The organism is Caulobacter sp., assembly GCF_035254145.1.
Classification (GTDB): Bacteria; Pseudomonadota; Alphaproteobacteria; order Caulobacterales; family Caulobacteraceae; genus Caulobacter.
Window position 1 is genome coordinate 16,998 of the sequence record NZ_DATFAV010000080.1, and the last position, 23,759, is coordinate 40,756.

Genomic DNA, 23,759 nt, shown 5'->3' on the forward strand with positions numbered 1-23,759 from the left:
AAAATTCTTGTATATATTTACACGGATACAACATCATTCGTGCCGCGCGGCATTTCCTGCCCGTCCCCGCGAGAGATATGCTCACCGCGTTCGAACCGATCCAGGATCCCGGCCAGTCCCTCGGGGTCGGACAGGAAGGGCGAGTGGTCCGTGTCGAGCGTGGCGGTGTCCGCCAAGGCCAGGCGGCCGCACAGGGCGGCCTGGGTCTCCAGCGGAATGGTCTCGTCGCGGCCGCATCGAACGTAGAAGCGCGCGATCTCGGCCGGCGGGTTCGCGCGCAGGGGATCGACGGCGGGGCCTAGCGCCTGCCATGTCGCGCCGGCGGCCACCGCTTCCTGGGCCACGGCCGGCGAACAGAGGTTGTAGAAAGCCGCCAGGCGATCCTGCCGCTCGAGGCCCGCGACCTGGCGCTCGGCGTCGATGGTCATGTGAGGGACCGCGCGTCCGGACGGCCCAAGAGACAGCGCCTGAAGATGCGTCTCCCCCGCCAGCGGCGCGCTCGCGGCGACGTAGACAAGTGCTTGAACAAGCTCCGGACGCATCGCCGCCGCCGCGGTGATCGCCGCGCCGCCAAGCGAATGGCCGACGAGCCAGGCCGGCTGGGAACCGGCGGCGGCCACGATCGCCCGGGCGCAATCGTCCAGGCTCACTAAGCCAACGCGCTCGGGCGCCTCGCCAACGCCGGGCAGGTCGACGGCCTGAACCTCGTGACCCCGCTGCCGCAACAGCGCGCTCAGGCGCGACCAGCACCAGGCCCCGTGCCAGGCCCCGTGAACGAGCAGAAAACGCGCCATCGGTCAGATCTCCGCGTGGGTCACGACTTGGACATTTGAAAAGGGCTCGTCGCGCTCCTGGCCTATCGCGGCGAGATCGGCGGCGAGAACCTTCGGATTCAGCGCGACATGATCCGCATGGAGACGAACGGCGACCGCCTCGGCGATCGAGGGCTCTTCAGACCACACCGCCGCGCTTGGCCTTCCTGGCAGGCTGTTGGCCGTGACGATCGCCTGGTCGAGGTCGGCGTAGGGGATCACCACCGCCACCGGCCCCCGGGGCTCCTGGCGTACGAGATCCATGTCCGCCGAGACGTTGGCGACCACCGTCGCGCCCATGATCGCGCCCGGTTCCGGCGCGCCGCCGTCCCGGCCGTTTTCCTGGCCGATGACCACGTCCGCGCCCATGGCCCTGGCTTGCGCGACGAGGAAGGCGGCTCGCGCCCGGGCCTCGTCGGATATGAGCGGACCGATCACCGTGCCAGGGTCGCGGGGATCACCGGTCGGGAGCGCCCCGACCATGGCCGTCAGCGCCTCGATGAATTCGGCCTGGCGGTGGCGGGGTACGAGAAGGCGGCTGGGATTGGACGGGGCCTGGCCGCTCGCCATGAACAGCCGGGGCCTCAAGGCCGCCGCCACGGCCGCGAGATCGGCGTCCGGCAGCAGGACGCCCGTGGCGCGGGCGTGCGAACTCAGGACGAGCGGCTTGGTCTCGGCCGCGCAAAGACGCGCCAGCTCCTGTCCCACGTCGGCGAGCCCGGAGAAGGCCACCCAGTCGACGTCCTCGTGAACGGCCATCCGCAGGCAAGCGGCTTCGTCCGCGACGACGATGTTCAAGACGCCATCGGGCAAGCCGGCCTCGGCCAGGAGCTCGCCCAGCTGCTGTCCGTCCAGCGGGCAGAGCGGCGGAAGCAGCAACACCATGGCGCACCCGGCCAGCAGGGCCGGAAGAAGCCAGGCCAGCGCGCTTGGCTGAGAGGCGTTCCACGCTGGGAACGCGGCGACCACGCCGCCCGCCTGCCGCCGATAGCTGCGGGAGACGCCGTCGCCAACGGCCAACGCCCCGCGCGTCATCTCCAAGCGCGCCTGCCCCGCCTCCAGGGCCTGCGCCACCAGGTCCAGAGTGGCGGTGACGGGCAAGGCGGTCTGGCGCGCGCTCAACAAGGCCAGCGCGTTCGCCTGCTCAAGGTAGAGGCGCCAAAAGCGCTCCAGGACGGTGAGACGCCGCTGGAGCGTGGTTCCCGACCAGATCCGACGCTCGACCGCCCGGCGCGCGGCGGCGATCGCCATCTCGATGTCGGGCTGGCCCGCCAGCGGCGCCTGACCGACCACGGCGCCGTCGAAGGGCGAGCGCACCTCCACCCGCAGGCGGCTCAGGGGCGCCTGTCGACGGCCGGCAATGAAGTTACGCCGATAGGAAAGCATGGACTGGCAATGCTCGTTCATTGTCGCCGGGAGGCTTCTCGACGAGCCTCGCCGCGGCCGATCCAAACTCGCGCACGGCCTGGGCCAAGACCAGTTCAAGGGTGTGAAGCGGCGTGAAAGCGCCACGCCTCGAGCCCGACGCGCTCTAGGCGGCCGCGGACAGCAGGGCGTGGGCGCGCCTGGCCATCGGACCATCGCGATCGGGCGTCAGGGCCAGGACCTCCTCCAGGCGCTGACGGGCCTTGGCGCGTTCGCCGTCCTCCGCCTCGTGAGCGACGAGCGCGACGGCCGCCGCCAGCTCGAGGCCAAGCGCCGATTGCGCGCGAGCGGCCTCGAGGGCCTGGAGCGCGTAGGTCCGCCCGGCCTGGGGATCGTCTTCCGCGAAGATCTCGCTGGCGATCAGGAACAGCCTGGGAAGATCATAATGCTCGCCGATCGCCCGAGCCTCCTCCAGGGCCGCGAGCACACGCCGGCGAGCCTTGGCGCGTTCGCCCATCGCATGGAGCCCCTTCGCGAACGTCCCGGAAAGCGCCGGCGAGAGGATGCGATGGGCTTCCCGATCCAGACGCTCAAGCGCTCGGCCAAGCGTCTCGACGCCTTGAGCGTGGCGCCCCCGGCCGATGTCCAGCTCTCCGGCGAGCGCCAGCCCCACGCCGTGATAGGGGCCGATGCCGTGGCGGGCGGCGTGCTCGATCAGGCGCGCCACGAGCCGCTCGGCCTGGCTCCAGTTCTCGTCCCAGAGCGCCACCGTGGCCGTGTAGATCAGGGCGATGCACAGGCTGACCGGACGGCCGCCGCGCTCGGCCTCCGCCACGGCCGCCTCTCCCACCTCGGCTGAGCGCTCGCGCTCTCCGCGCAGCCACAGGACGCGGCAAAGCACGATCATGGCGCGCACCTTGTGGTCATAGCCGAAGAAGTCCGCGCCATCGGCGTCCGCGCCGGCCCAATAGGCGAAGCCACGTTCCACCGCCTCCTGCGCCTGACGCTGATCGACGACCAGATGCATCGAGGTCCCCAGCATCCACTGGGCCAAGGCCGCGCCGCCCGGGTCGCGCACGGGATCGCAGAGCCGGGCGCACTGGCGTCCGCATTCGAGCGCGGCGGAAAAGTCGCCGATCCGCGTCAGGAATATGTGCTGCCCCGCCAGGAGGTGGACCTGATCGGTCGTCGCGCCGAGGTCCTGGGCGAGCGCCAGGCCCCGGTCGATGATCTCGCGCACCGTCTCGTGATTGCCGCGTCCGAACATGCGGGCGACCGCCACCGCCTCGAGCAATCTCAGTTCCTCCAGGCCGCCGCGTCGCTCGTCCGGCAGGGCGGCCAGGGCGCGCGCGCACCAGGTTTCGCACTCGTCGAGCATGGCGCGCGACAGCAGCAGCGGCGCGGCGGCGGCGGCGAGACCGGCGAACATCTCCCCCGGGCGCGCGACCTGGGCCCAGCGCAAGGCGGCCAGAACATCACCCACCGACGGCGGAGCCGAAGGCGCATGTCCCCGAAACAGCGAGGCGCCTTGGCCGACGCCATCCGCCGTGAGGCGCGCCAGAACCTGGGCCGCATGGCGCTCGGCGACCATGTCGGTCTCCTGGCTCTGTCCGAGTTTCGCCAGCGCATAGGCGCGCGTGGTGTCCAGGAGGCGGAACTGAACCGGCCCGGCGCCGCCATGGGAGGTCCAGACCAGCGACTTGTCGACGAGACTCGTCAGGGCGTTGGCCACATCGAGCGTATCGTCTCCCGGATCGCCCGCCACGGCGTGGGCGTCGCGCAGGGTGAAGGGGCCGGTGAACAGACAAAGGCGACGCAGGACGCGCCGGTCGCGCTCCCCGAGCAGGTCATGGCTCCAGTCGAGCAGGGCCTGCAGGGTCTGGTGACGCGGCGCGGCGTCGCGACGCCCCGGCCACTGAAGCCCAAGGCTGTCGTCCAACAGGTCCGCGACGCCGGTAAGGCCCAGGGCGCCGACGCGGCTGGCGACGAGCTCGATCGCCAGGGCCACGCCATCGAGCCGCCGGCAGATGTCGCCGGCCAGTCGCGCCTCTGCCGGCGTCCACGGCCCACGCCGCCCGCTGACCTGCGCACGCTCGATGAACAGCTGCACCGCCGAATAGCCAAGCGGGCCTTCCGCGCCAGGATCTTCCTCGGCGGAGGGAAAGGCGAGCGGCTCGAGTAGGTGAATGGTCTCGGCCTCAACCCGAAGCGCTTCGCGGCTGGTCGCCAGAACCAGATAGGCGTCGAGGCTGCGCGTGAGCCGGTCGCAAAACGCCGCGGCCGCCTCTACGACATGCTCACAGCCATCCAGGACGAGCAGCAGCCGATGGGTCGCCAGACAGGCGACGATCGCCTCCTCCAGCTCACGCCCCGGACCGTCCAGGCCAAGCGCGACCGCCACCGCCTTGGTCAGGGCCGCCTCGTCCGTCGCCGCGCTGAGGTCGACGAACACGGTCTCGAGCCCTGACCTGGATTTCAGGGCCTGGGCGACCAGGGCCGCGACCGTCGTCTTGCCCAGCCCGCCAGCGCCGACGAGCGTGATCAACGCCCGATCGCCCATCGCCGCGGCGAGCTTGTCGACGACGCTCTCGCGCCCGATGACGCGCGCCGCCGGCAGCGGCAGGCGCGTGGACTGGCGAGGTCTGACGGGCGCGGGCGACGGCGCGGCCTCGTCGGCCTCGGACTCCAGCCATCGGACGGGGGCGACGAAACAATAGCCTCGCCCCACGACGTTCTCGATGTAGCGCGCGCCGTTCTCGCCATCGCCGAGGGCCTTTCGCAGGCCCGAGACGGCGACCCGCAGATTGGATTCCTCGACCGTCAGTCCAGCCCAGGCGCGTTCGACCAGCTGTCTATGGGTGAGCACACGACCGTTCTCGCTCACCAGGGCGATCAGGACCTCGAGCGCGCGGGCGCCCACCGCCACCGGCGCGCCCTGGCGCGTGAGCAGCCGTCGTTCCGGAGCCAGGACATAAGGTCCAAAGACGGCCTGGCGTTCGACGCCGGCCTGGCCTTGGCGCATAGCGAGCGCGTCCCCCAAAGGCCCTTCCCCAAAGACGCCGCCACAGGGCCCCGCGCCATTTGACCACAATCAAGGCTTGATCGCTTGTTCGCAAGCCCGATCGTTCAAGTCGCCAAAGGCCGGATCGGCCGCCGGTTCGGGAGTTCGCAGGGTCTGAAGGCGTCCGAAGATCACGCCGGCCTCGCTGCGGGCCAGAACGGTCGACAGGTCGGCCCAGGTCTCCGAAACGACCGATCGATAGGGACGCACCCGAGGCGCGGGCGGGGGCCTCACGACAACACTCCCGGCGCGGTCGACCAGGACTGGGCCGCCAGGCGGTCCTTGGCGCGATGGTCGCGCCGCCAGGCCGCCGGCGAGTAGCCGTAGTGCTTGCGGAACGCTCGCGTCAGATGGGCCTGATCGCAGAGCCCGCACGCATAGGCGATCTGGGCCAGGCTGTCGTCGCTGGTCAGCATCATGCGCCGCGCGCGCTCCAGCCTCTGGCGCATGACGAAGCCCGATGGAGTCAGACCAAAGGTGACGTTGAAGCACCGTCCAAGCTGGCTGGTGCTGATGCGGATCACGCTCGCCAGTTCGCCGACCTTGATCGTCCGCTCGATATTGGCTTCGATGAATTCGGCCAGGCGGCTGACCCGCCAGCCGGTCAGGCGAGCCCCCTTGGCGCGAGACGAAGCCGGCTCCGGCAGACCGGGCGCGAGCTCGAGTTCGCGGTCGATGATCCTATGGGCCTGACTCAGATAGGTGCGGGCGGCGTGGCGATCGCGATCGAGCAGCTTGAGAGCGTCGTCGATCAGCGCTCGGACCTGGTCTCCGCCGGTCGCCGGCCAGGCCGGATGGTCGATCAGGGTGACGGTGCGCATGGGAGCCTCCTGGGTTGATGGAGGAAGCATCCGCCCAGACCGTCCCGCAGGCGCGTAAAGCGGCGTGACCCGGCGTTAGACATCGCGAAGACCGCCGCGCGCCGAATGGCGGCGGCTTGCTCTCGGCGTCTTCACGACGCTTCACAGCGCCTGACTCACGCCTCGGGGCCGGCTCGTGCGCAGATCGCCCCGACGACGCCAAGCACGCCGTCCTCCTCGCCGCCTCCCAATCCCGAAGGAACGCCATGCGCCCTCCGCTTCCGCCTTTTACCGATGACACCGCCCGCCTGAAGGTCCGGGCGGCCGAAGATGGCTGGAACAGCCGCGATCCCGCCGTCGTCGCCCAGGCCTATACGCCCGACAGCGTCTGGCGAAATCGCAGTGACTTTCTGACCGGACGCGACGCCATCGTCGCCTTCCTGACCCGCAAGTGGGAGAAGGAGCGTGAATATCGCCTGATCAAGGAGCTTTGGGCGTACACGGACAATCGCATCGCGGTGCGCTTCGCCTACGAATGGCGCGATGCGGACGGCGCCTGGTTCCGGTCCTACGGGAACGAGAACTGGCAGTTCAACGCCGACGGCCTGATGGAATGGCGGCTCGCCAGCATCAATGACCTGTCCATCAGCGAGTCCGAGCGCCTGTTTTTCTGGCCCCTCGGCGCGCGTCCGGCCGACCATCCTTCGCTGTCGTCGCTGGGCCTCTAGAGCATTTTCCGACGAAGTGGATGCCGGTTCGTCGTCAGAAAATGCGTCAAAACAAAAGACTAGAGCATTTCACCGATCCAGTTGGATCGGAAAATGCTTTAGTCGCGGGCCCGACTTTGATCCGAGCGGTCATCCCGCTGATCCGCTCGGTCATGGGCCGCACAGGTTTCGTCGCCACTTCCTGAAGGTCACAGACTTAGGAAAGAGGAGGCCCTGATGGCCATGCTCAATTGGAATGAATATCGCGCCCAGGTCATGCAAGGCGTGGGCGAGCTCGGAAAGCTGTCTCCCGACACCGTGCGCGGTTACGCCACGCTCAGCGGGGCCGGGGCCAAGACGGGCCAGCTCGACGCCAAGACGCGCGAACTGATCGCCTTGGCCGCCGCCGTCAGCCTGCGCTGCGACGGCTGTATCACGGTCCATGTGGAAGCGGCCCACAAGCTGGGCGCGACCCGCGAAGAGGTCGCCGAAGCCCTTGGCGTGGCGATCTCGATCAACGCCGGCGCGGCGCTGGTCTATTCGACCCGCACGCTCGACGCCTTGACCGCCCTGGAGCCGGCCTAAACCCTACAGTGCGGTTCCCGGCCCGTCCGGGAGCTGATCGGCAAAGGCCTGGGGCTGGACCGACAGCGGTCTCCCCAGGCCGCGATGCTCGCGCCGCCAGGCCGCGGGCGTCTGGCCGAAGGTCTTGCGAAAGGCGCGGCTCAGATGCGCCTGGTCGCAAAGTCCGCAAACCTCGGCGATCTGGGCCAGGGCGTCGTTGGTCTCGAGCATCAGGCGCTGGGCCAGGGCCAGGCGGCGATGCATGACATATTCCGACGGGGAGACCCCAAAGGTGGCCTTCAGGGCTCGCGCCAATTGGCCGGTGCTCATCTTGGCCGCGCCGGCCAACTCCGCGCTGTAGATGATGCGGCCGATGTTGGCGTCGACGAACTCGGCGATCTGACGCGCGCGCCAGGTCAGCGGCGCGCCGACGCCGACCGGGCTCGAAGCCCCGTCTCCGTCGCTTCCCGTGGACCCGGTCAGGGCGCGCGCGCGGACGATGCAGGCCCTCGCCGCCACGGGATCGCTGCGCCACAGGGAAAGAGCCTCGTCCAGCAGGTCGGTGATCGCCGTCTGCTTCGGCGCCGCCAGGCCCGCGCCGACCGGGTCGGTCACGGCCATGGCGCGCGCCGGATCATCGCGTCGGGCCGACATCGACGACGACCTTGCCCTTGCCCTTACCACCCGCGAGCGCGTCGTAGGCCTCGGCCAAGGCGTCCAGCCCGAAGCGATCCGGGTGGAGACGGGGCTTGAGGCCGTCCCGATCCACGAGGTCGGCGATCGCGGCCAGGATTTCACCGAAATGGCCCCGTCCTTCTCCGCTCAACAGGGGGTGCAGGGTGAAGACGCCGGAATAGGTCGCCTGCTTGAACGACAGCGGCGCGAGCGCGTGGACGCCCCATCCGAGACAGCTGACGACATGACCGAACCGCCTGACGGCCTGGAACGAGGCGTCCAGCAGGGCGCCGCCGCCGGTGTCGTAGACGATCTCGAAGCCGGCCCCGCCCGTGTGCTCCTCGACATAGTCCGCAACGGCCTGGGTCCCGTCGATGGCGACCGCGCCAAGCTCGCGCAGATAGGCCAGATCCTCTTGGCCGAGCGCCGTGGCGTAGACCTTCGCGCCCTTGGCCAGCGCGATCTGCACGGCCATGTGCCCCACGCCGCCAGCGCCGCCCTGGACCAGGACGCTTTGGCCGGCGCTCACCCGGGCGCGATCGACCAGGCCTTCCCAGGCCGTGATCGCCACCAGCGGCAAGGCCGCGGCGTCTCGGGGCGTCAAGGTTGTTGGCCGCCTCGCCAGCAGACGAGCGTCGACGGCCGCATACTGCGCCTGGGCGCCCTGCAGCCCGCCGACGCCGCCGACCAGGCCATAGACGCCTTGCCCCACGGCGAAGCCTTCCACCCCGGCCCCCACGGCCTCGACCTCGCCCGCGAGATCCAGTCCCAGCACGGCGGGCAGCGGATGGCGCGCGTGGGCCGCCTGCTCGGCCCGGATCTTCAGGTCCAGCGGGTTGAGGCCGCTGGCTTCGACACGGACCAGGACCTGGCCTGGCCCCGGCGTGGGGCGGACGACTTCCAACAGGCGAAAGGGGCCATCGCGGGTTTCGACGACGGCGGCGGTCATGGCTTGTGCAAGGCTCATCGGTGCGGCTCTGCGCTATTGGGAGCCCGAGGATCGCTCAACCACGATTGACTGGTAATAGACAAATCGACACGTTTAGCATTCACTTTTGAATGGATGACGCATGGCCTCGTTTGAGTGGAGCGATCTGCCGGTGTTCCTGGCCATCGCCCGGGAAGGCACGCTCGGCGCGGCCGGCCGGCGCCTGGGTCAATCCCAACCCACCATGGGACGTCGCCTGAAGGCCCTCGAGGGGGCGATGGGCGTGGCGCTGTTCCAGCGCACGGCGGACGGCTTTGTCCTGACCGACGAAGGCCAGACGCTGTTGGCCCACGCCGAGCGCATGGAGACGGAGTCGTTGGCGTTGATGCGGACGCTGTCGGGCAGTGACGCCGCGCTCGACGGCGACCTGCGCGTATCCTGCTCGGACTGGTTTGGCCGGGTGCTGCTCGCGCCGGTCCTGGCCGAACTGGCCCAGCGCCACCCCGGCGTCGTGGTGGAGACCCTTACCGATCCCAGGATCTACAACCTGGCCCGTCGCGAAGCCGACCTCGTGGTGCGCATGGTGCCCTTCGACGAAACCGAGGTCATCGCCCGGCGCCTGGTGACGATCTCCTACGGTCTCTACGGCCACCCCGACGCCTGCCTGGGCCCGATCGGCGATGGCGAGGACTGCTCGCTGGTGGTGATGGACACCGCGTTCGGCGGCATGCCCGACGTCGCCTGGATCACGCGGCGCCTGCCCCGCGCCAGGATCGCCTCGCGCAGCAACAGCCGCGAAGTGCAGGCGCAGCTTTGCGCGCTAGGGGTCGGCTTGGCCGTGCTGCCGCGACCGCTGGGCGACACCGCCCAAGGCCTGCAACGGATCGAACTGGAGGAGGATCCCCCGAGCCGGACTCAATGGCTGGGCTATCATCGCGACCTGCGACGGCTGCCAAGACTGCGCGTCCTGGCCGACCTGCTCATCGCCCGCATCCCGACCTTGGCCTACTGACGGCGCTCCGGTCGCGCTGGGAACGGCGAGAGTGACGAGTGGTGGCGGGGCTACCAGTCAAGGAAGTCTCCACCGTCGGCCACCCTGCCGAACGTGGGAGATGCGCAGGGGTTCGAGAGACCCGTTGCTGACCTTGAACTGGCCTGTGCGCCTATAGTGGTGCAGCGCGCCCGCGCCTAACACCGTCGAGTCCATCAAGAATTGGCCTCCGTGTCTCCTACCGCGCTCGCGGCCAGCAAAGCTTAGACGCTCACGGGGCTAAGATGGACGATGGAAGTGCAGGCCAAGCCTCACATCGTCACCTCACCGCGCGGCCCGCCTCATCGTAGATGCTGGTGTCGATCAGGCGGGCGAGCTGCGCGCGCGTACGGGGAGCGCGACCGTCTTGCGCCGCCAGCCAAGCCTCTTCCTCGACGAACTTGTCCAGCAGGTTGGGAGTGACTTCGCAGGGAAACCTAAAGCGCCACGATTGGGTGATCTGATCGAGCGAGTAGCCGTTCAGCGGCTGGATCAGGCTTTGAGCGTGGCTCGGATCTGCCGAGATCGCGCCGCAAGCCGAGAGCAGGTTCCTCACATAAGCCACGATCGCCGCCCGTTTTTCCGGATTGTCCAGCGCGGCTTGCGTGGTGTGGAGCGAATAGAGTTCGCGGTACATATCGGGCGGGGCGATCATCACGGCCTCCTCCCCGAGCGTCCGCAGCGCGCGCTCCGAATGGGGCTCCCAGGTCGCCATGGCGTCGATGGAGCCCGCGATCAGTGCGTCCGCCGAGGCCTGGGGCGAGAGAGGGACGATCGTGACGTCCTTTTCCGTCAGCTTGGCGCGCTGGAGCGCCTTGTGGAGATAGAAGGCCGCCGATGTGCCTGGATAGGTGCCGACCCTCTTGCCCTTGAGATCCGCCTCGGTCGCGATCCCCCTGGAGCGCCGGGCGACGATCCGATAGACGCCCTCGGTCACCGTGAGGAGATAGCGGCCGTCCGGATGCGCGACCGTTGCGCGGAGCAGCTGCGTCTCCGCGTTGCCGGCGACATCCGCCAGCTTGGTGTTCGACGGCGCTTTCGTTGACGCCTCGCCGGCGACCGCCACGGTCAGGCTGGCCAACTCCCGGTTCCAGAGGTTCGGGACGCCGCCAAGCGCGATCTCGACCTGCCCGCCCGACGCTTCCGAAGCGAGCACCAGGGGTGCGATCTCGAGCACCGTGATATTGCCGACCACTCGCAGCGGTTCGGACCAGACCGTCGTCGGAAGGACGACCAGCGCGGCGACCGCGGCGATGAGCTTCCTGCTTATTCTTCTCATTGCGTCCATCCTTCAGATTTTTCGAGGCTGCCGATCAAGCGGCGGCCGGGCGCGACCGTTGCGCCCCGGCCGGCTCTTCAGAACTGCGCGCGAACGCCGATTTTGTAGCTGCGTCCCACCGGCGGGAAATAGAGTCCGTTGCCGTTCAGGCGCAGTTCCGGCGGCGGGTCGACGTCGAAGACGTTATTCACCCCTCCGAACACTTCCAGCCGTTTGTCTTCCTTGCCGGAGAGCGTGACCCGTGCGCTCAGGTCGAGATAGGTCCGGGCGGATACGTGGTTGTAGGTCACGCTGTTCGGCAAGTACGGGCTGTAGCCCTCCTGCTCCGCTCCGATCCAATCTGGATTTTGCAGGGCCCTGGGGATGTGGGCCAGGTGCGCCGTCAGCGAGTAGGTGGGCTGGCTATAGGTGATGACCGCATCGGCGCGCCAACGCGGCACGCCCAGGATGTTGGTGACCCCGCCGGAATTGCCCGTGAAGTTGGAAAGCTCCTTCTTCGTCCCGTTGGGCAGCAAGGTCGAAAGCGTATCGACGTAGGAGCCGTTCAACGAGATGTTGACCTCACCGCTCATCCATCGCGCGACCTCGGCGAGATCGAGGGCGTAGTTCGCCACGAGCTCGTAGCCGCGCGTGTGGAGCTTGTTGATGTTCTGGTAGGTCGCGAAGAGCGCCAGGATGCGGTCCGGATTACCGTTGGCGTCGGCGCCGAGCGTGCAGATCGCGGGGTTGGTTCCCGCGCGGCAGATGCTTATGGCGAGGTTCGCGGCGGGGATGTCGATCGCGCCATCGACCGAGATGTCGTAGTAGTCGACCGACAGCTTGAAGTTCCGGAACCAGTCCGGCTGAAGGACCGCCCCCACGGTGAAGGTGTCCGCCGTCTCCAGTTCCAGGTCGGGATTGCCGCCGCTGAACGTCGGCATCAGATACTGTACGCCGTACTTCGGATCGGCGAGCGACAGCGTCGTTGTGCTCTTGTTCGGGTTGAGTTCCAGCGGCGAGGGCGCGCGGATGTCCCGAGAGCGGGTGATGCGAAGCATGTACTGGTCGTCGGGCCGGTAGACCGCGCCGACTTTCCACGTCGTGGCGTTGCCAGACAGGCTATAGTGGGTGCGCCGGACGGCGCCGTCGACGTCGAGCGACTTGCCCAAAGGCGAGTCATGGAGGATCGGCACGCTGACCTCGACATAGCCTTCCGTCACCTTCTGGGTGGTCGGCGGCAGGTACGTCCAGGCGACCTGGGAGAACAATCCAGCCTTGCTGTTCGGGTCGTTGTCGCCCTCCGAGGCGCTGCTGCGGTATTCGACCCCCGCCGCGGCCGAGATCGGGCCGGCCCATCCCTGGAAGAGGTCGCCCCTGATATTGGCGGCGAGGTTGTGATCGGTGAACTTACGTGTCGAGTAGGCGATCGTGTTGACCCAGGCGGCCGCCTCGGGGCTTATCTTGCCAGGCCCCATGATGTTGGCGGGAACGCAGCCGTTGTTCGGCGCGCTGATCGTCGTCCGGCATATGATCGTGCCGGCCGCGATGCCCGGGAGGCCCGCCGGCGCCCGCACGGCGTCGATGGCGTCCTTGAAGCGCTGCTCAAGCCGCGAGTTGGCGTTGCTTTGACGGCCCGTCGTTCGGCCGAACTGGTAATACGCATCCCATTTCCAGCCGCCGGGGAGCTTGCCGTCCAGGCCGGCGAAGGCATGCCATGTCTCGTTCCTCGACGAATAGACGTTGGGCCCGAGCTCGAAGTTGATGCGGCTCACCGGAAGGAAGGTGGTGCGCGCGGCGTCCATCATGGCCGCCGTCGCAGGCGTGAGGTAGGCGTTGTCCCGCTGAATCCGCAGCGCGCCGTTCGGGTCGGATCGCGGGTTGGCCCCCGTGGGCCCGCCCCTGACCTCGGCGTAACCAAGCTCCGCCGAGATCGTGATGGCGTCGGTCAGGTCGTAGCTGACGTGGCTCAGGACAGAACCGTGCTTCGTGCCCACCACGAACGGTCCCACGGCGCCGTAATAGCCTGTGATGCTCGGGTCGCCGCCGATCATCAGCGAGCTGGGCTTGGCCCGATTGTAGAGGTCGCCGAACTGGAACGGGACAAGGTTGCCGTTGCTGTCGAACTGCATCCCCTGCAGCGGGTGCACGATGGTGATCGACCCGGCCGGGGTGAGCGACGTCCTGACGTTGTCGGCGGCGACGTTGGCCGGCAGGCCGTTGCTGAGGGCCGGATTGGTGGAGAAGAACGGGTTAGGGATGAAGTCGTGAAGGCGGCGGCTCCAGTCACGGCTTAATTCGGGGACAGGCCCCTCCTTCGAATACTCGCCGCCGATGACCAGATGTCCCCGCCCGCCGGCGATCGACGTGCCGGCCGCCGCGGCGGCATAGGTGTTCCGGGCGTCGCCATGCTCGCTGACACCATAGCTCGCTTCCGCCTTGATCCCTTGCAGTCGAGTGTCGGTGATGAGGTTCACGACGCCTGATACAGCTCCGGCGCCGTAGGCGGCCGAGGCGCCTCCGGTGACGACCTCCGAGCGCTGGATCAGGATCGACGGGATCGAGTTGAGATCGAAGGTGCCGTCGTCCGCGCTCGAGACATGCCGGCGGCCATCGATGAGGGTCAAGGTCCTGATCGCGCCGAGACCCCGCAGGTCCAGGCTGCGGCCTGCGATGTTCGCGCTCGAACGGAAGGAATTCGTCGCCGGGCCGACGATCGGGCGAAAGGACGGGATCTGATTGAGCGCGTCCCCCACGTTGGTGATGTTGAGGGCCTGAGAGCGCTCCTGGCCGATCACGCTGACCGGCGTCGGTGAGTTGAAGCTGGTCCGTCCGAGGCGCGAGCCCGTGACGACCACCTCGTCCACCACGGCTTCTGTCTCCTGACCCGGAGCAACGGCGGGTTTCTCCTGCGCCATGGCGGGCGTGGCGTTGACGGCCGCGACGACCGCGAGCAGAGCGCTGGAGTTGAAAAGAGTCGATAAACTCCCCCTAAGCATACATTTCCCCCTTCTGTTTCGGCGTTATTTTTTTCAATTCAAACGCGTGGTTGTGCGGTGGGATCGTGAGTTGGCGCCCCGAATACCGAGCTTTAGAGCGCCCTGACGTGCACGGTTGAATTGCAACCTCGCCAGTCACGAGCCTTCTGGATTTGATTGTTGCTTTGAAAGCCGTGCACCCAATGCTTGCCTTGTTGAGGCGATCTTGGTGCACTGAGGGGTGGGGACGGAAGCGCCGAGTTGTAGCTTTCCGCAGTGCGAAAGCCTCGAACGCTCCGGCGGTATCGCTTGTGGTGCGACAGCTCGCGCAGTGGGACTGTCGAAACGGCGGAGCGGCTTGCGATGATCCCGGCGATCGCGTGGCGGGTCAGTTAGGCAGCGCGATAGGCGCGCCCCGCCGCAGGATCACTGGGGTGAACGCCGGCTCCGTGCAGAGCAACGAGGGCTGCGTCGCGGCAGCTGCAGCGTCCAATGATAGTAGCCGCCCCGGTCGATCCGAAGGTCTGTGTCGCCGGCCAGGCAGCGCCAAGAACGGACAGTATTGTCGTCTCACAAACACGACGTTCGGCATCTTATCGCTCTGCGAGGACGGCGTCCGAACGCGTCAGCAGAACAGCATCGGCGCGGGCCGCCGCAGCGAACCGGTCGCTAGCGCCCCCGCCCGGAGTCAAGCTTGTTGCGATGGAGAAAGGCCGAGAGCTGGTCGGCGACCGCGACGTTGTTGAGGTCGGCGAAGGGAATGTGGGTATTGCCCTTGAGACCTACGGACGGAAGGAACAGGATTTCGGCCTTGCCGCCCCGCGCGTTCACGAGATCGACGAACTTGCGACAGGTCTCGGCGTACATCGACCAGGTCGGCGACTTGTCGATATTGTCGCCAAAAACAAACTGGATCGGAATCTTGGTGAGCTTCTTGAAGTCCTCCGGCGACACGATCACCGGGCCGAAGCGTTCCGGCCCCTTGGGCGCGTCGAAGTCCGTGGGAAAGACGTAGCCTGGGTCTTCATAGGCGACGACGCCCTTGACGTTGTCACTCTTCAAGGTGGCCAGCAGCGCGCGCAGGCCGCCCGCTGAATTGGTGACCAGCACCGTCGGGCCGATCTTGTCGATGGCCTTGGCCGCCGCGTCGGCTTCCAACTGGGCGTTCTCGACGGTGTCGAACTCGTCGTAGCGGGCCCGAGCGGCCTGGTTCCAGGCCTCCGGGTCCTTGGTTGGGAACTGCACGCCCGGGAACCAGTCCGGGTACTTGGCGCCGAGGCGCCAGGCGACGAAGTTCTGCTGGTCTTGTCCGACGGCCGGCTTGTAGGTGTAGGACGCGCAACCCCAATTGCCGCGCCCGACGCGGGGGCCGTCCCACAGATAGACGGGAAACCCTCGGCGCAGGAAGATCGACTGGTAGCCCTCCCCGCCGTCCCAGCGGGTCTGCCAGACCTTGGTCGACGAGCTGTGCCACAGGAACAGCGCGACGCCCCGCGCCTTGGCTGGGATCTGGTATTCGACGAAGCCATGGTCGCATGACAGGGTCTTGTCACCCTCTCGCAGCATCGAGCCGCCGGCCTCGAACGCCCCTTGCTTGACGATTAGGATCGGCGAGGCCTCGCGAGCGGCGACGGAGGAAGCCAGCGCTGAAACCGCGCAAAGGACCACAAGACACTTTACGACCACCAACCTGCCTCCCTATGCCTTGGACCCATTCTTCACCGCCTTTCGCGACGCTGGGAAGCGCGCGGGCTGATCGGCGTTACGGCTTTTCGAAGCGCGAAATTTTCGCGAGGCGAAAACCCTCCGCTCGCCGATTGCGCGTCCCCGGGCGGATCGGGGAAGTCTATCGTCGCCAAGACGCGGAAAAGGGCGGGGACGATGGACAGGCTGCAATTCTACATCGACGGCGCTTGGGTCGATCCGGTCGAGCCGTCGGTCCTGGGCGTCGTCAACCCGGCCACCGAGCAGACCTTCGCGCGGATCAGCCTGGGCTCGCGCCAGGATGTCGACCATGCCGTCGCGGCCGCCCGGCGCGCCTTCGCGACCTATTCCACGACCAGCGTCGACGAGCGCCTCGGCTACCTGCGCAGGATCATCGACGGCTTCCGCGCGCGCCTGCCCGATCTTGCCCGAACCATGACCCTGGAGATGGGTTCGCCGATCACCTTCTCGACCGAACGGCAGGCCACGGTCGCGCTCTTCCACTTCGAGGAGGCCGCGCGGGTGCTGGCGGACTATCCGTTCGAGGAGCGAACGCCGACGGGCCTCATCCGCCGTGAGCCGATCGGCGTCTGCGGGCTGATCACGCCCTGGAACTGGCCGTTGAACCAGGTCGCCTCCAAGATCGCGCCAGCGATCGCGACCGGCTGCACGGTGGTGCTGAAACCCAGCGAGATCGCCCCGCTCAGCGCAATGCTGCTGGCCGAGATTATCCACGACGCAGGCGTCCCCCCAGGGGTCTTCAACCTCGTCAACGGCCATGGCCCCACGGTGGGCGAAGCGCTCGCCGCCCATCCCGACATCGACATGGTCTCGATCACGGGCTCGACGACGGCCGGAGTTCGGGTGGCCAAGCTGGCCGCCGACACGGTCAAGCGCGTGGCCCAGGAGCTGGGCGGCAAGTCCGCCAACATCATCCTGCGCGACGCCGACCTGAAGACCGCCGTGAAGTCGGGCGTCCACGCCTGCTACACCAACGCCGGCCAGAACTGCCAATCGCCCACCCGGATGCTGATACCGCGCGAGCATCGTCAGATCGCCTTCGACGCCGCCCGCGAGGCGCTGCAGGCCATCCGCCTGGGCGACCCGCTCGATCCGGCGACGACCATGGGCCCGCTCGTCAGCCAAGCCCAGGTCGACAAGGTCCGGAGCCTGATCCAGTCCGGCGTCGACGAAGGCGCCACCCTGGTCGCCGGCGGGACGGAACGGCCGGACGGGCTTGTGCAAGGCTATTACGTGCAGCCGACGATCTTCGGCGACGTCACCCCAGACATGCGCATCGCCCGCGAGGAGATTTTCGGGCCGGTGCTGTCGATCATCAGCTACGACACCGAGGACGAGGCTGTCGAGATCGCCAATGACACGCCCTTTGGCCTCGCCGGCTTCGTGCAGGGCAAGGACCCGGACAACACCCGGCGGATCGCCAACCGCATCCGCGCGGGCCGCGTCTATCTGAACGGCGCCGCCTTCGACCGCAGCCTACCGTTCGGCGGCTACAAGCAGTCCGGCAACGGGCGCGAGTTCGGCGTCTTCGGGTTCGAGGAATATCTCGAGGTCAAGGCCCTGGTCGGCTTCCCCGACTAGAGTCGCCTAGTCCAACTGCTGCGGATCGACGATCAGCACGATCTTGCCGATTTGCTGGTTGGCTTCCATCCGCGCATGGGCCTCGCCCGCGCGATCCAGCGGAAACGTCGCGCAGACGTGGGTCGTCACCCGCCCCGCCTCGATCAGCGGCCAGACATGGGTGCGCAGAGCGGTCGCCAGCTCGGCCTTGAATGCGGCGGTGCGCGGGCGCAGCGTCGAGCCGGCCAGGCTCAGGCGGCGGCGCACGATGCTCCGGGTGTCGACCTCACCGGTCCGGCCAGCGTGACTGGCCAGCAGCACCAGGCGTCCCCCCTCGGCCAGCAGATCCAACTGGCGCCCGGTGGTCGGCCCGGCCTGGGCGTCGACGATCACGTCGCAGCCGCCCGGCAGCAGGTCGCGGACCTGGGCTTCCCAGCCCGGGTCGCGGTAGTCGATGGCATGGTTGGCCCCGACCGACAGACAAAGGGCGCGCTTCTCGGCGCTGCTGGCAGTGGCGACGATGCGCGCGCCGCGCAGCCGATCGGCGATCTGGATGGCCGCCAAGCCCACGCCGCTGGCGCCGCCCTGGATCAGCAGCCCCTCCCCGACCTCCAGCCGCCCCAGCACCATCAAAGCGTTCCAAGCGGTGAAGAAGGTCTCCGGCAGCGAGGCGGCTTGAATCAAATCCAAACCAGCTGGAACCGGCAGACACTGCCCCGCCGGCGCGACACAGTAGTCGGCGTACCCTCCGCCATTGACCAGGGCGCAGACACGGTCGCCGGCGCGCGGCCAGGCGACGTCCCCCGCCGCCTCGACCACGGTCCCGGCGACATCCAGGCCCAGGATGGGCGAGGCGTCGGGCGGCGGCGGATAGAGGCCGCGGCGCTGCTGGACATCGGGCCGGTTCACGCTGGCGGCGGCTACGCGGATCAGCACTTGGCCCGCCCCTGGTCGGGGCTTGGCCCCTTCGGCCATCACAAGCCGGGCCGCCTCGCCCGCCCCTTCGACGGCGATCACTCGCATCGACGACGCCAGCGCGGCCCGATCAGGCGACACTGGAGAGGTCCGCTTCGGCCTCGATGAACGGGAAGTGGCAAGGTTCGCGAAGCTGGGGCGAGCGGTGCTCCAGCTCTGCGGTGATCGCCTCGGAGGTCGACAGGATGTGCGGCAGGTACTGGTCGACCGCCTTCTGCAGCGGCATGGCGGCTGTGATCCAGGTGAAGCCCAAGCACGCCACGACCCGGCCATTCTCGCGAACCGGCACGGCGATGGTCGAGGACTTCGGCTCGATCATCGAACTGCGCGTGGCGTAGCCTCGCGCGCGAACCTGGGCGATCATCCGCCCCATCGCCTCCTCGTTCCGCGCGGGCTCGTCCTCGGGATCGCCGCTGTGCTTGACGATCTCCAGGATGATCTTCTGCTCGTTGGGCGTGCTGTGCGCCAGATAGGCGCGCCCCAGGGCCCGACTGACCATGCTGAGCCGCATGTTCAGCGACGAATGGAACAGCGACAGCGAGGTGTAGGGAATGCTGCTGGCCCGCACGACCATGGCGTTCAGATCGAACAGCGCCAGGGCCAGCGGCCAGCCCTCGCGTTTGGTGAAGTCGATCATGATCTCCTCGGCCACCTCGATGATCTGGGGCTCGTGGTGGAAGCCGCTGGACAGCGTCTTGACCCGACCGAGCAACTGGTAGGTCCCGTAGCTGGAAGACTGCGCGACCAGCCCCTTGGCCTCCAAGGTGCGCAGCAGTCGCACGATCGAGGGCTTGGGCAGGCCAGTCTCGCGGTGCAGGTCGTTGATGGTGGAAAGCGGCCGGCGATTAAGCGCTTGCAGGAGGTCGATCGCGCGCTCGACTGAACGGATCCGGCTGCTCTTCTCCCGCCCGGCGTCTTTGGCCATGACAACCTCCCCAGGACGCGTTTTCTTGTTCGGAACGCTCGTCCAACGTCATGAGGGTGCAGGGCGTCGAGCGTCTCAGCAACGCCCATAGTAGTCGTGTTCCGCCAGACGAAAAGCGCCAAACGGACCGTTGAACCGCTTGGTCCCATGTCCCACTCGGCGGGGGCCGCGACGGGCGCGGCGTTTTTCGTGGAGATGGAAACGATGGTCGACGAGCTCTTCAGCGTGGCGGGCAAGGTGGCCCTGGTCACGGGCGGAACGAGCGGGATCGGGCGGATGATCGCCCAGGGTTTCGTCGACCGGGGGGTCAAGACGTACATCGCCGCCCGGGACCTGGACCGCGCCGAAGCCACGGCCGCGGAGCTCTGCGCCAGCGGCGGCCAGTGCTTTGGCCTCGCCGCTGATCTTGGCGACGCCGAAGGCCCGGCGGCCTTGATCGCGGCGCTGGCAGCGCGGGAGAGCCGCCTGGACATCCTGGTCAACAACGCCGGCGCCAACAATCGCGGGCCGATCGAGGGCGTGAGCGCCGAGGCCTGGGATGGGGTGATGGACGTCAATCTGCGCGGCCCCTTCCTGCTGGTTCAGCAGGCCTTGCCTCTGCTGCGCGCGGCGGCCAGCGCCGAGACCCATGCCAGCGTCATCAATCTCGGCTCGATCGGCGGGCTGCACATCCCCAATTGGGAGGCCTATCCCTATGGGGCCTCAAAGGCCGCGATCCACCATCTGACCAGAGCCCTGGCCAAGCGCCTGGGCGTCGACCAGATCCGCGTCAACGCGATCGCGCCCGGCCCCTTCCACTCGCGCCTGACCGACACGACGTCCGAGGCGGTCAAGAAGAGCGTCCAGACCTACATCCCGGTCAATCGCGCCGGCGAGGCCGAGGACGTCCAAGGCGTCTGCGTGTTCCTGGCGTCGCGGGCCGGCGCCTATGTTAACGGTTCGACCATCGCCCTGGACGGCGGCTACATCGCCGCGCTTTGAGATCGACGCAGGCCGAGAAGACCCTCCCGGCCTGCCGCCTTTCCCATCCCTACTCGGCCGCGACCGTGTTCGGTTCGACCGCCAGCGGCTTGCCGCCTCGCAGCGCCGGTGTCGTGAAGATCGCCGCGGCGCCCACCAGGGCCACCACGCTCATGCCGTAGAAGCCGGCGCTGAAGCTGCCCGTCGCGTCGCGAAGCACTCCGAACAGATAGGGCGTCGTGTAGCCCGCGAAATTGCCCAGGGTGGTGATCAAGGCAAAGCCCGCCGCCGCCGCCGCGCCCGTCACGAAGGTCGCCGGCAGCGAAAAAATCGGCGGCGAGGCCATGACGAAGCCGGAGTGGGCCAGAACCAGGCCGGCCAGCGCCAGGTACGGGTTGGCGCTGAACGTGCCGGCGATCCCAAGACCGACGGCCGAGGCCAGGAAGCCAATGGTGGCGTGCCAGCGGCGCTCGTTGGTCTTGTCGGAGTGCCGGGCGTTGACGATCAGCACCACGCACGGGATCAGCGCCAGGCCGGCGGCGATCAGGCCGGTATTGAACACCGTCGTCTTGCTGACCTTCTGGATGATCGTCGGCAGCCAGAACTGGATGCCATAGAGGGTCGAGAGATTGCAGAAATTGGCGAGGACGACGCACCAGATGTTGGGGTTACGGAACGCGTCGCCGAACCGATGGCCCAGGCCCGCATCGGCGTGCGCCTGCTTCTCGCTGGCGAGGTCCGAGATGACCAGTGTCTTCTCGCCGGGGTTCAGCCACTTCACGTCGGCCGGATTGTTGCGCAGCACGGCGAAGACCACGATGCCCAGGATCGTCGCCGGCAGCCCCTCGACCACAAACACCCACTGCCAGCCCGAGAGGCCACCCAGCCCGTTCATGAAACCCATGACCGCGCCCGACAGCGGGCTGCCGATGATCGAGGCGAAACTGCTGCCCAGCACCATCACCGAGATCGCCTGGGCCCGCAGGTTGCTGGGGAACCAGTAGGTCAGGAACAGCAGCGCGCCGGGATAGTAGCCGGCCTCCGCCACTCCCAAGACAAACCGGACGATGTAGAAGTGAGCCGGCGTCTGGACCAGGGCGGTGGCCGCCGAGAGGACGCCCCAGACGATCATGATCCGCGCCAGCCACAGCCGAGCCCCGACCCGGTGCAGGATCATGTTGCTCGGGATTTCGACCAGGCAGTAGCCGATGAAAAAGATACCCGCGCCAAAGCCGTACATGGCTTCGGTCAACCCAATCGCGGCGCTCATCTGCAGCTTGGCGAAGGCGACATTGACCCGATCGATGCTGGCGATCGTGTAGCCGATCAGCATCAACGGCAGGATCTTCCAGGCGATCCGATTATAGACCCGCCAGCGGGCCTCGTCGGTTACGCTCGCCCTGTCGATCAAACCCATGGCATTTCCCCCTCGGTGACGGTTGCGGCCGGTTGTCTCCATGCCTCGCGCCCCGGCGTGAGGATGCTTATGGCCTTGGGTTTCTGACAAGCATCGGCGTGGCGCATTCCGCCTGGCGGAACATCGTTAGGCGAAGGTCAGATCGATCTTTCCACACGGGCCGAAGTCGAACGCGAACCGGTCGCTCCTCGCGACCGGATAAGGCTTGATCACCGAGCCCGAGAGCACGATGTCGCCCGCCTCGATCGCGGCGCCGCGTTCGGCCAGGGCGCCGGCCAACCAGACCAGCCCGCGCTCCGGCTGCTCGAACACCAGGGCGAAAACGCCAGAGTCCTCGGCCTCGCCGTTATGGCGTAGCACCGCGCCGATCCGGCCAAGGTCGATCTCGCCCGGCCGCATACGCCTGTCCGAGACCACAAAGCCGGCCGCGCCGCCAGCGTCCGCGACGATGTCGATCGCTGAACGCGGCCGCCCGCTCTGTGGGTCATGCGTAACGGTGCGGCTGTCCAGGATCTCGATCGCGGGCGCGATCCAATCGATCGCCGCGATGGCCTCTGCTTCCGAGCATGGGCCTTCCAGCCGACACCGCATGCCGAAGGCGAGCTCCATTTCGACGCGCGGCGCCAAGAAGCGGTCGAACGGGACCGGCTGCGCCTCCTCGAAGGCCATATCGTCCAACAGCACGCCATACAGGGGTTGCTCCGCCCCGAAGGCCTGGCGCTGGCCGCGCGTGGTCAAGGCGATCTTGTAGCCGATCCTGCGGCGTCCCTCGCCCGCGATCCGCGCCGCCGCCCAGTCCGCCTGCACGGCGTAGGCCTCGGCCAGCGTCAGGTCCGGATGTTCCGTCCGCGGCAGGACCGTCGGCCGACGCTCCCGCCGCGCGAACTCCAGCCGGTCCGCCAGCGTCGTCCTCTGGTCCGCGTGCAGCATGGCTCAACGCGCCGGCAGGTCGAGCATGGCGCGGGCCTCGGCCGGTGTCGCGGGCTCGGCGCCCAGGAGGTCGAGCACCTTCACCGCCTGTTCGACCAGTTCGGCGTTGTCGCGCGTCAGCTGACCCCGACGAATATAGATGTTGTCCTCCATGCCGACCCGGACTTGGCCGCCCAGCAGGTGCGCCGCCGCCAGCATCGGATATTCCCGCGCCCCGATGCCAAAGGCCGACCAGATGGCGTCAGCCGGCAGCAGCGACTTCATGTAGGCCAGGGTCTCGACCGTGGCCGAGCAGCCGTATTTGACGCCGGTGACGATCTGGAAGAACGGCTTGCCGGGCAGCAGGCCCTCGGCGATCAGGTCATTGGCCAGATGGATGTCGCCGGTGTCGAACACTTCGAGTTCCGGCTTGGTCCCCGCCTCGACGATCGCCTTGGCCATCTTGCGCACATTGCCTGGCGTGTTGATCACCACCTGCTGGCCCGAGTTCATGGTGTTGAAGTCCAGCGAGCAGATGTCGGGCTTCAGTTCGACGATGTGCTCCACACGCTTCAACGGGTGCGCCAAGGTCGTCCCCGGCCCCGCCACGCGCGGCTCGTCCTCGGACGGCGCATAGCGGCCGCCCTCACCGGTCGTCAGGTTGATGATCAGGTCGCTGCCGCTGTCGCGGATCCGGTCCACCGCCTCGCGATAGAGGTCCAGGCGCATCGACGGCCGCCCTGTCTCGGGGTCGCGCACGTGGATATGGATGATCGCCGCCCCCGCCGCCCGCGCGTCCAGCGCCGCTTCGGCGATCTGCTTGGGCGTGATGGGCAGGGCCGGATGCTGCTCGAGCTTCACCAGGTTCCCGGTCAGAGCGCACGAGATGATCGTCTTGTTCGTCATGAAGTTTCCGCCCGTTCCGCGGACGGTTTCGTCCGGTCGGCGCGCACTTGGCCAAGCGTCCCGAAGCCTCGCAACGGACCTCGTCGGAGCTTTCCGCATCCCGGAACTTTCGCCCTGCGGAAAGCTGCAAGTTCCAGCTTTCGCCGCGACGAGGCCGACGCACAGGATGAAGCCAAGCGAAGAGACGCGAAGAGTGTGGGAGGATTG

At 67.9% G+C, this 23,759-nt stretch carries 20 protein-coding genes; 5 read left to right on the top strand and 15 right to left on the bottom strand.

Annotated elements, in window-relative coordinates; genetic code table 11:
* Positions 1 to 17: 17 nt before the first annotated feature.
* The 5 genes from VJ655_RS04395 to VJ655_RS04415 all read right to left on the bottom strand — a co-directional run bounded on the left by VJ655_RS04395 (position 18) and on the right by VJ655_RS04415 (position 6,059).
* Positions 18 to 794, bottom strand: a complete 777-nt coding sequence (locus VJ655_RS04395; RefSeq protein ID WP_324109851.1) for an alpha/beta fold hydrolase — start codon at positions 792 to 794, stop codon at positions 18 to 20.
* Positions 795 to 797: 3 nt separating this feature from the next.
* Positions 798 to 2,198, bottom strand: a complete 1,401-nt coding sequence (locus VJ655_RS04400; protein WP_324109852.1) for an aldehyde dehydrogenase family protein — start codon at positions 2,196 to 2,198, stop codon at positions 798 to 800.
* A 145-nt stretch (positions 2,199 to 2,343) separates the two neighbouring features.
* Entirely contained in the window at positions 2,344 to 5,199 is a 2,856-nt protein-coding gene (locus tag VJ655_RS04405; RefSeq protein ID WP_324109853.1) for an ATP-binding protein, read from the bottom strand.
* Between the two features lie 69 nt (positions 5,200 to 5,268).
* Entirely contained in the window at positions 5,269 to 5,472 is a 204-nt protein-coding gene (locus tag VJ655_RS04410) for a hypothetical protein (RefSeq protein WP_324109854.1), read from the bottom strand.
* Positions 5,469 to 6,059 (bottom strand): AraC family transcriptional regulator, encoded by a 591-nt coding sequence (locus VJ655_RS04415; protein WP_324109855.1) that lies wholly within the window; start codon positions 6,057 to 6,059, stop codon positions 5,469 to 5,471. Before VJ655_RS04415 ends, VJ655_RS04410 begins: the two co-directional genes overlap by 4 nt.
* Before the next feature lie 245 nt (positions 6,060 to 6,304).
* Between VJ655_RS04415 and VJ655_RS04420 the strand changes: the two genes are divergently transcribed.
* Both VJ655_RS04420 and VJ655_RS04425 read left to right on the top strand, forming a co-directional pair.
* On the top strand, positions 6,305 to 6,766 hold the full coding sequence (locus tag VJ655_RS04420) for a nuclear transport factor 2 family protein (protein WP_324109856.1): 462 nt from the start codon (positions 6,305 to 6,307) through the stop codon (positions 6,764 to 6,766).
* Positions 6,767 to 6,988: 222 nt separating this feature from the next.
* Positions 6,989 to 7,330, top strand: coding sequence for a carboxymuconolactone decarboxylase family protein (locus VJ655_RS04425; RefSeq protein WP_324109878.1), 342 nt, complete (start codon positions 6,989 to 6,991; stop codon positions 7,328 to 7,330).
* Positions 7,331 to 7,333: 3 nt separating this feature from the next.
* Here the strand turns inward: VJ655_RS04425 and VJ655_RS04430 are convergent, their stop codons facing one another.
* A complete protein-coding gene (locus VJ655_RS04430) occupies positions 7,334 to 7,930 on the bottom strand; it encodes an AraC family transcriptional regulator (protein WP_324109857.1) in 597 nt (198 codons plus the stop codon).
* A 13-nt stretch (positions 7,931 to 7,943) separates the two neighbouring features.
* Positions 7,944 to 8,951: a zinc-dependent alcohol dehydrogenase family protein gene (locus VJ655_RS04435; RefSeq protein ID WP_324109858.1), complete on the bottom strand. Its 1,008-nt coding sequence runs from the start codon at positions 8,949 to 8,951 to the stop codon at positions 7,944 to 7,946.
* Between the two features lie 103 nt (positions 8,952 to 9,054).
* Here VJ655_RS04435 and VJ655_RS04440 point away from each other — a divergent pair, with 103 nt between their 5' ends.
* Positions 9,055 to 9,924, top strand: a complete 870-nt coding sequence (locus tag VJ655_RS04440; RefSeq protein ID WP_324109859.1) for a LysR family transcriptional regulator — start codon at positions 9,055 to 9,057, stop codon at positions 9,922 to 9,924.
* A 298-nt stretch (positions 9,925 to 10,222) separates the two neighbouring features.
* Here VJ655_RS04440 and VJ655_RS04445 read toward each other — a convergent pair whose 3' ends face one another.
* The 3 genes from VJ655_RS04445 to VJ655_RS04455 all read right to left on the bottom strand — a co-directional run bounded on the left by VJ655_RS04445 (position 10,223) and on the right by VJ655_RS04455 (position 15,861).
* A complete protein-coding gene (locus tag VJ655_RS04445; protein WP_324109860.1) occupies positions 10,223 to 11,137 on the bottom strand; it encodes an ABC transporter substrate-binding protein in 915 nt (304 codons plus the stop codon).
* A gap of 161 nt (positions 11,138 to 11,298) precedes the next feature.
* Positions 11,299 to 14,067, bottom strand: a complete 2,769-nt coding sequence (locus VJ655_RS04450) for a TonB-dependent receptor domain-containing protein (protein ID WP_324109861.1) — start codon at positions 14,065 to 14,067, stop codon at positions 11,299 to 11,301.
* A 777-nt stretch (positions 14,068 to 14,844) separates the two neighbouring features.
* Positions 14,845 to 15,861 (bottom strand): alpha/beta fold hydrolase, encoded by a 1,017-nt coding sequence (locus tag VJ655_RS04455; RefSeq protein ID WP_324109862.1) that lies wholly within the window; start codon positions 15,859 to 15,861, stop codon positions 14,845 to 14,847.
* Between the two features lie 195 nt (positions 15,862 to 16,056).
* Between VJ655_RS04455 and VJ655_RS04460 the strand changes: the two genes are divergently transcribed.
* Positions 16,057 to 17,481 (top strand): aldehyde dehydrogenase family protein, encoded by a 1,425-nt coding sequence (locus VJ655_RS04460; RefSeq protein WP_324109863.1) that lies wholly within the window; start codon positions 16,057 to 16,059, stop codon positions 17,479 to 17,481.
* 6 nt (positions 17,482 to 17,487) lie between these two features.
* On the opposite strand, the gene VJ655_RS04465 is transcribed toward VJ655_RS04460, so the two are convergent.
* Together VJ655_RS04465 and VJ655_RS04470 are read right to left on the bottom strand one after the other, a co-directional pair.
* Positions 17,488 to 18,483 (bottom strand): NAD(P)H-quinone oxidoreductase, encoded by a 996-nt coding sequence (locus tag VJ655_RS04465; RefSeq protein WP_324109864.1) that lies wholly within the window; start codon positions 18,481 to 18,483, stop codon positions 17,488 to 17,490.
* A 22-nt stretch (positions 18,484 to 18,505) separates the two neighbouring features.
* Positions 18,506 to 19,360 (bottom strand): DNA-binding transcriptional regulator, encoded by an 855-nt coding sequence (locus VJ655_RS04470; RefSeq protein ID WP_324109865.1) that lies wholly within the window; start codon positions 19,358 to 19,360, stop codon positions 18,506 to 18,508.
* Between the two features lie 204 nt (positions 19,361 to 19,564).
* Between VJ655_RS04470 and VJ655_RS04475 the strand changes: the two genes are divergently transcribed.
* Complete coding sequence (locus tag VJ655_RS04475; RefSeq protein ID WP_324109866.1) at positions 19,565 to 20,341, top strand: SDR family oxidoreductase; 777 nt, start codon at positions 19,565 to 19,567, stop codon at positions 20,339 to 20,341.
* 49 nt (positions 20,342 to 20,390) lie between these two features.
* Here VJ655_RS04475 and VJ655_RS04480 read toward each other — a convergent pair whose 3' ends face one another.
* From VJ655_RS04480 to VJ655_RS04490, 3 genes are all read right to left on the bottom strand, one after another.
* Positions 20,391 to 21,737, bottom strand: a complete 1,347-nt coding sequence (locus VJ655_RS04480) for an MFS transporter (RefSeq protein WP_324109867.1) — start codon at positions 21,735 to 21,737, stop codon at positions 20,391 to 20,393.
* Between the two features lie 126 nt (positions 21,738 to 21,863).
* The gene (locus VJ655_RS04485) at positions 21,864 to 22,667 is read right to left on the bottom strand and encodes a hypothetical protein (protein WP_324109868.1); all 804 of its coding nucleotides are present in this window, start codon (positions 22,665 to 22,667) and stop codon (positions 21,864 to 21,866) included.
* Between the two features lie 3 nt (positions 22,668 to 22,670).
* Positions 22,671 to 23,552: a 3-keto-5-aminohexanoate cleavage protein gene (locus VJ655_RS04490; protein ID WP_324109869.1), complete on the bottom strand. Its 882-nt coding sequence runs from the start codon at positions 23,550 to 23,552 to the stop codon at positions 22,671 to 22,673.
* Positions 23,553 to 23,759: the final 207 nt, after the last annotated feature.

What these genes read in the sequence shown, in the direction of transcription:
- VJ655_RS04395 (WP_324109851.1), bottom strand. Translation starts at nt 794, where the DNA reads ATGGCGCGTTTTCTGCTCGTTCACGGGGCCTGGCACGGGGCCTGGTGC.
- VJ655_RS04400 (WP_324109852.1), bottom strand. Translation starts at nt 2,198, where the DNA reads ATGCTTTCCTATCGGCGTAACTTCATTGCCGGCCGTCGACAGGCGCCC.
- VJ655_RS04405 (WP_324109853.1), bottom strand. Translation starts at nt 5,199, where the DNA reads ATGCGCCAAGGCCAGGCCGGCGTCGAACGCCAGGCCGTCTTTGGACCT.
- VJ655_RS04415 (WP_324109855.1), bottom strand. Translation starts at nt 6,059, where the DNA reads ATGCGCACCGTCACCCTGATCGACCATCCGGCCTGGCCGGCGACCGGC.
- VJ655_RS04420 (WP_324109856.1), top strand. Translation starts at nt 6,305, where the DNA reads ATGCGCCCTCCGCTTCCGCCTTTTACCGATGACACCGCCCGCCTGAAG.
- VJ655_RS04425 (WP_324109878.1), top strand. Translation starts at nt 6,989, where the DNA reads ATGCTCAATTGGAATGAATATCGCGCCCAGGTCATGCAAGGCGTGGGC.
- VJ655_RS04430 (WP_324109857.1), bottom strand. Translation starts at nt 7,930, where the DNA reads ATGGCCGTGACCGACCCGGTCGGCGCGGGCCTGGCGGCGCCGAAGCAG.
- VJ655_RS04435 (WP_324109858.1), bottom strand. Translation starts at nt 8,951, where the DNA reads ATGAGCCTTGCACAAGCCATGACCGCCGCCGTCGTCGAAACCCGCGAT.
- VJ655_RS04440 (WP_324109859.1), top strand. Translation starts at nt 9,055, where the DNA reads ATGGCCTCGTTTGAGTGGAGCGATCTGCCGGTGTTCCTGGCCATCGCC.
- VJ655_RS04460 (WP_324109863.1), top strand. Translation starts at nt 16,057, where the DNA reads ATGGACAGGCTGCAATTCTACATCGACGGCGCTTGGGTCGATCCGGTC.
- VJ655_RS04465 (WP_324109864.1), bottom strand. Translation starts at nt 18,483, where the DNA reads ATGCGAGTGATCGCCGTCGAAGGGGCGGGCGAGGCGGCCCGGCTTGTG.
- VJ655_RS04470 (WP_324109865.1), bottom strand. Translation starts at nt 19,360, where the DNA reads ATGGCCAAAGACGCCGGGCGGGAGAAGAGCAGCCGGATCCGTTCAGTC.
- VJ655_RS04475 (WP_324109866.1), top strand. Translation starts at nt 19,565, where the DNA reads ATGGTCGACGAGCTCTTCAGCGTGGCGGGCAAGGTGGCCCTGGTCACG.
- VJ655_RS04480 (WP_324109867.1), bottom strand. Translation starts at nt 21,737, where the DNA reads ATGGGTTTGATCGACAGGGCGAGCGTAACCGACGAGGCCCGCTGGCGG.
- VJ655_RS04485 (WP_324109868.1), bottom strand. Translation starts at nt 22,667, where the DNA reads ATGCTGCACGCGGACCAGAGGACGACGCTGGCGGACCGGCTGGAGTTC.
- VJ655_RS04490 (WP_324109869.1), bottom strand. Translation starts at nt 23,552, where the DNA reads ATGACGAACAAGACGATCATCTCGTGCGCTCTGACCGGGAACCTGGTG.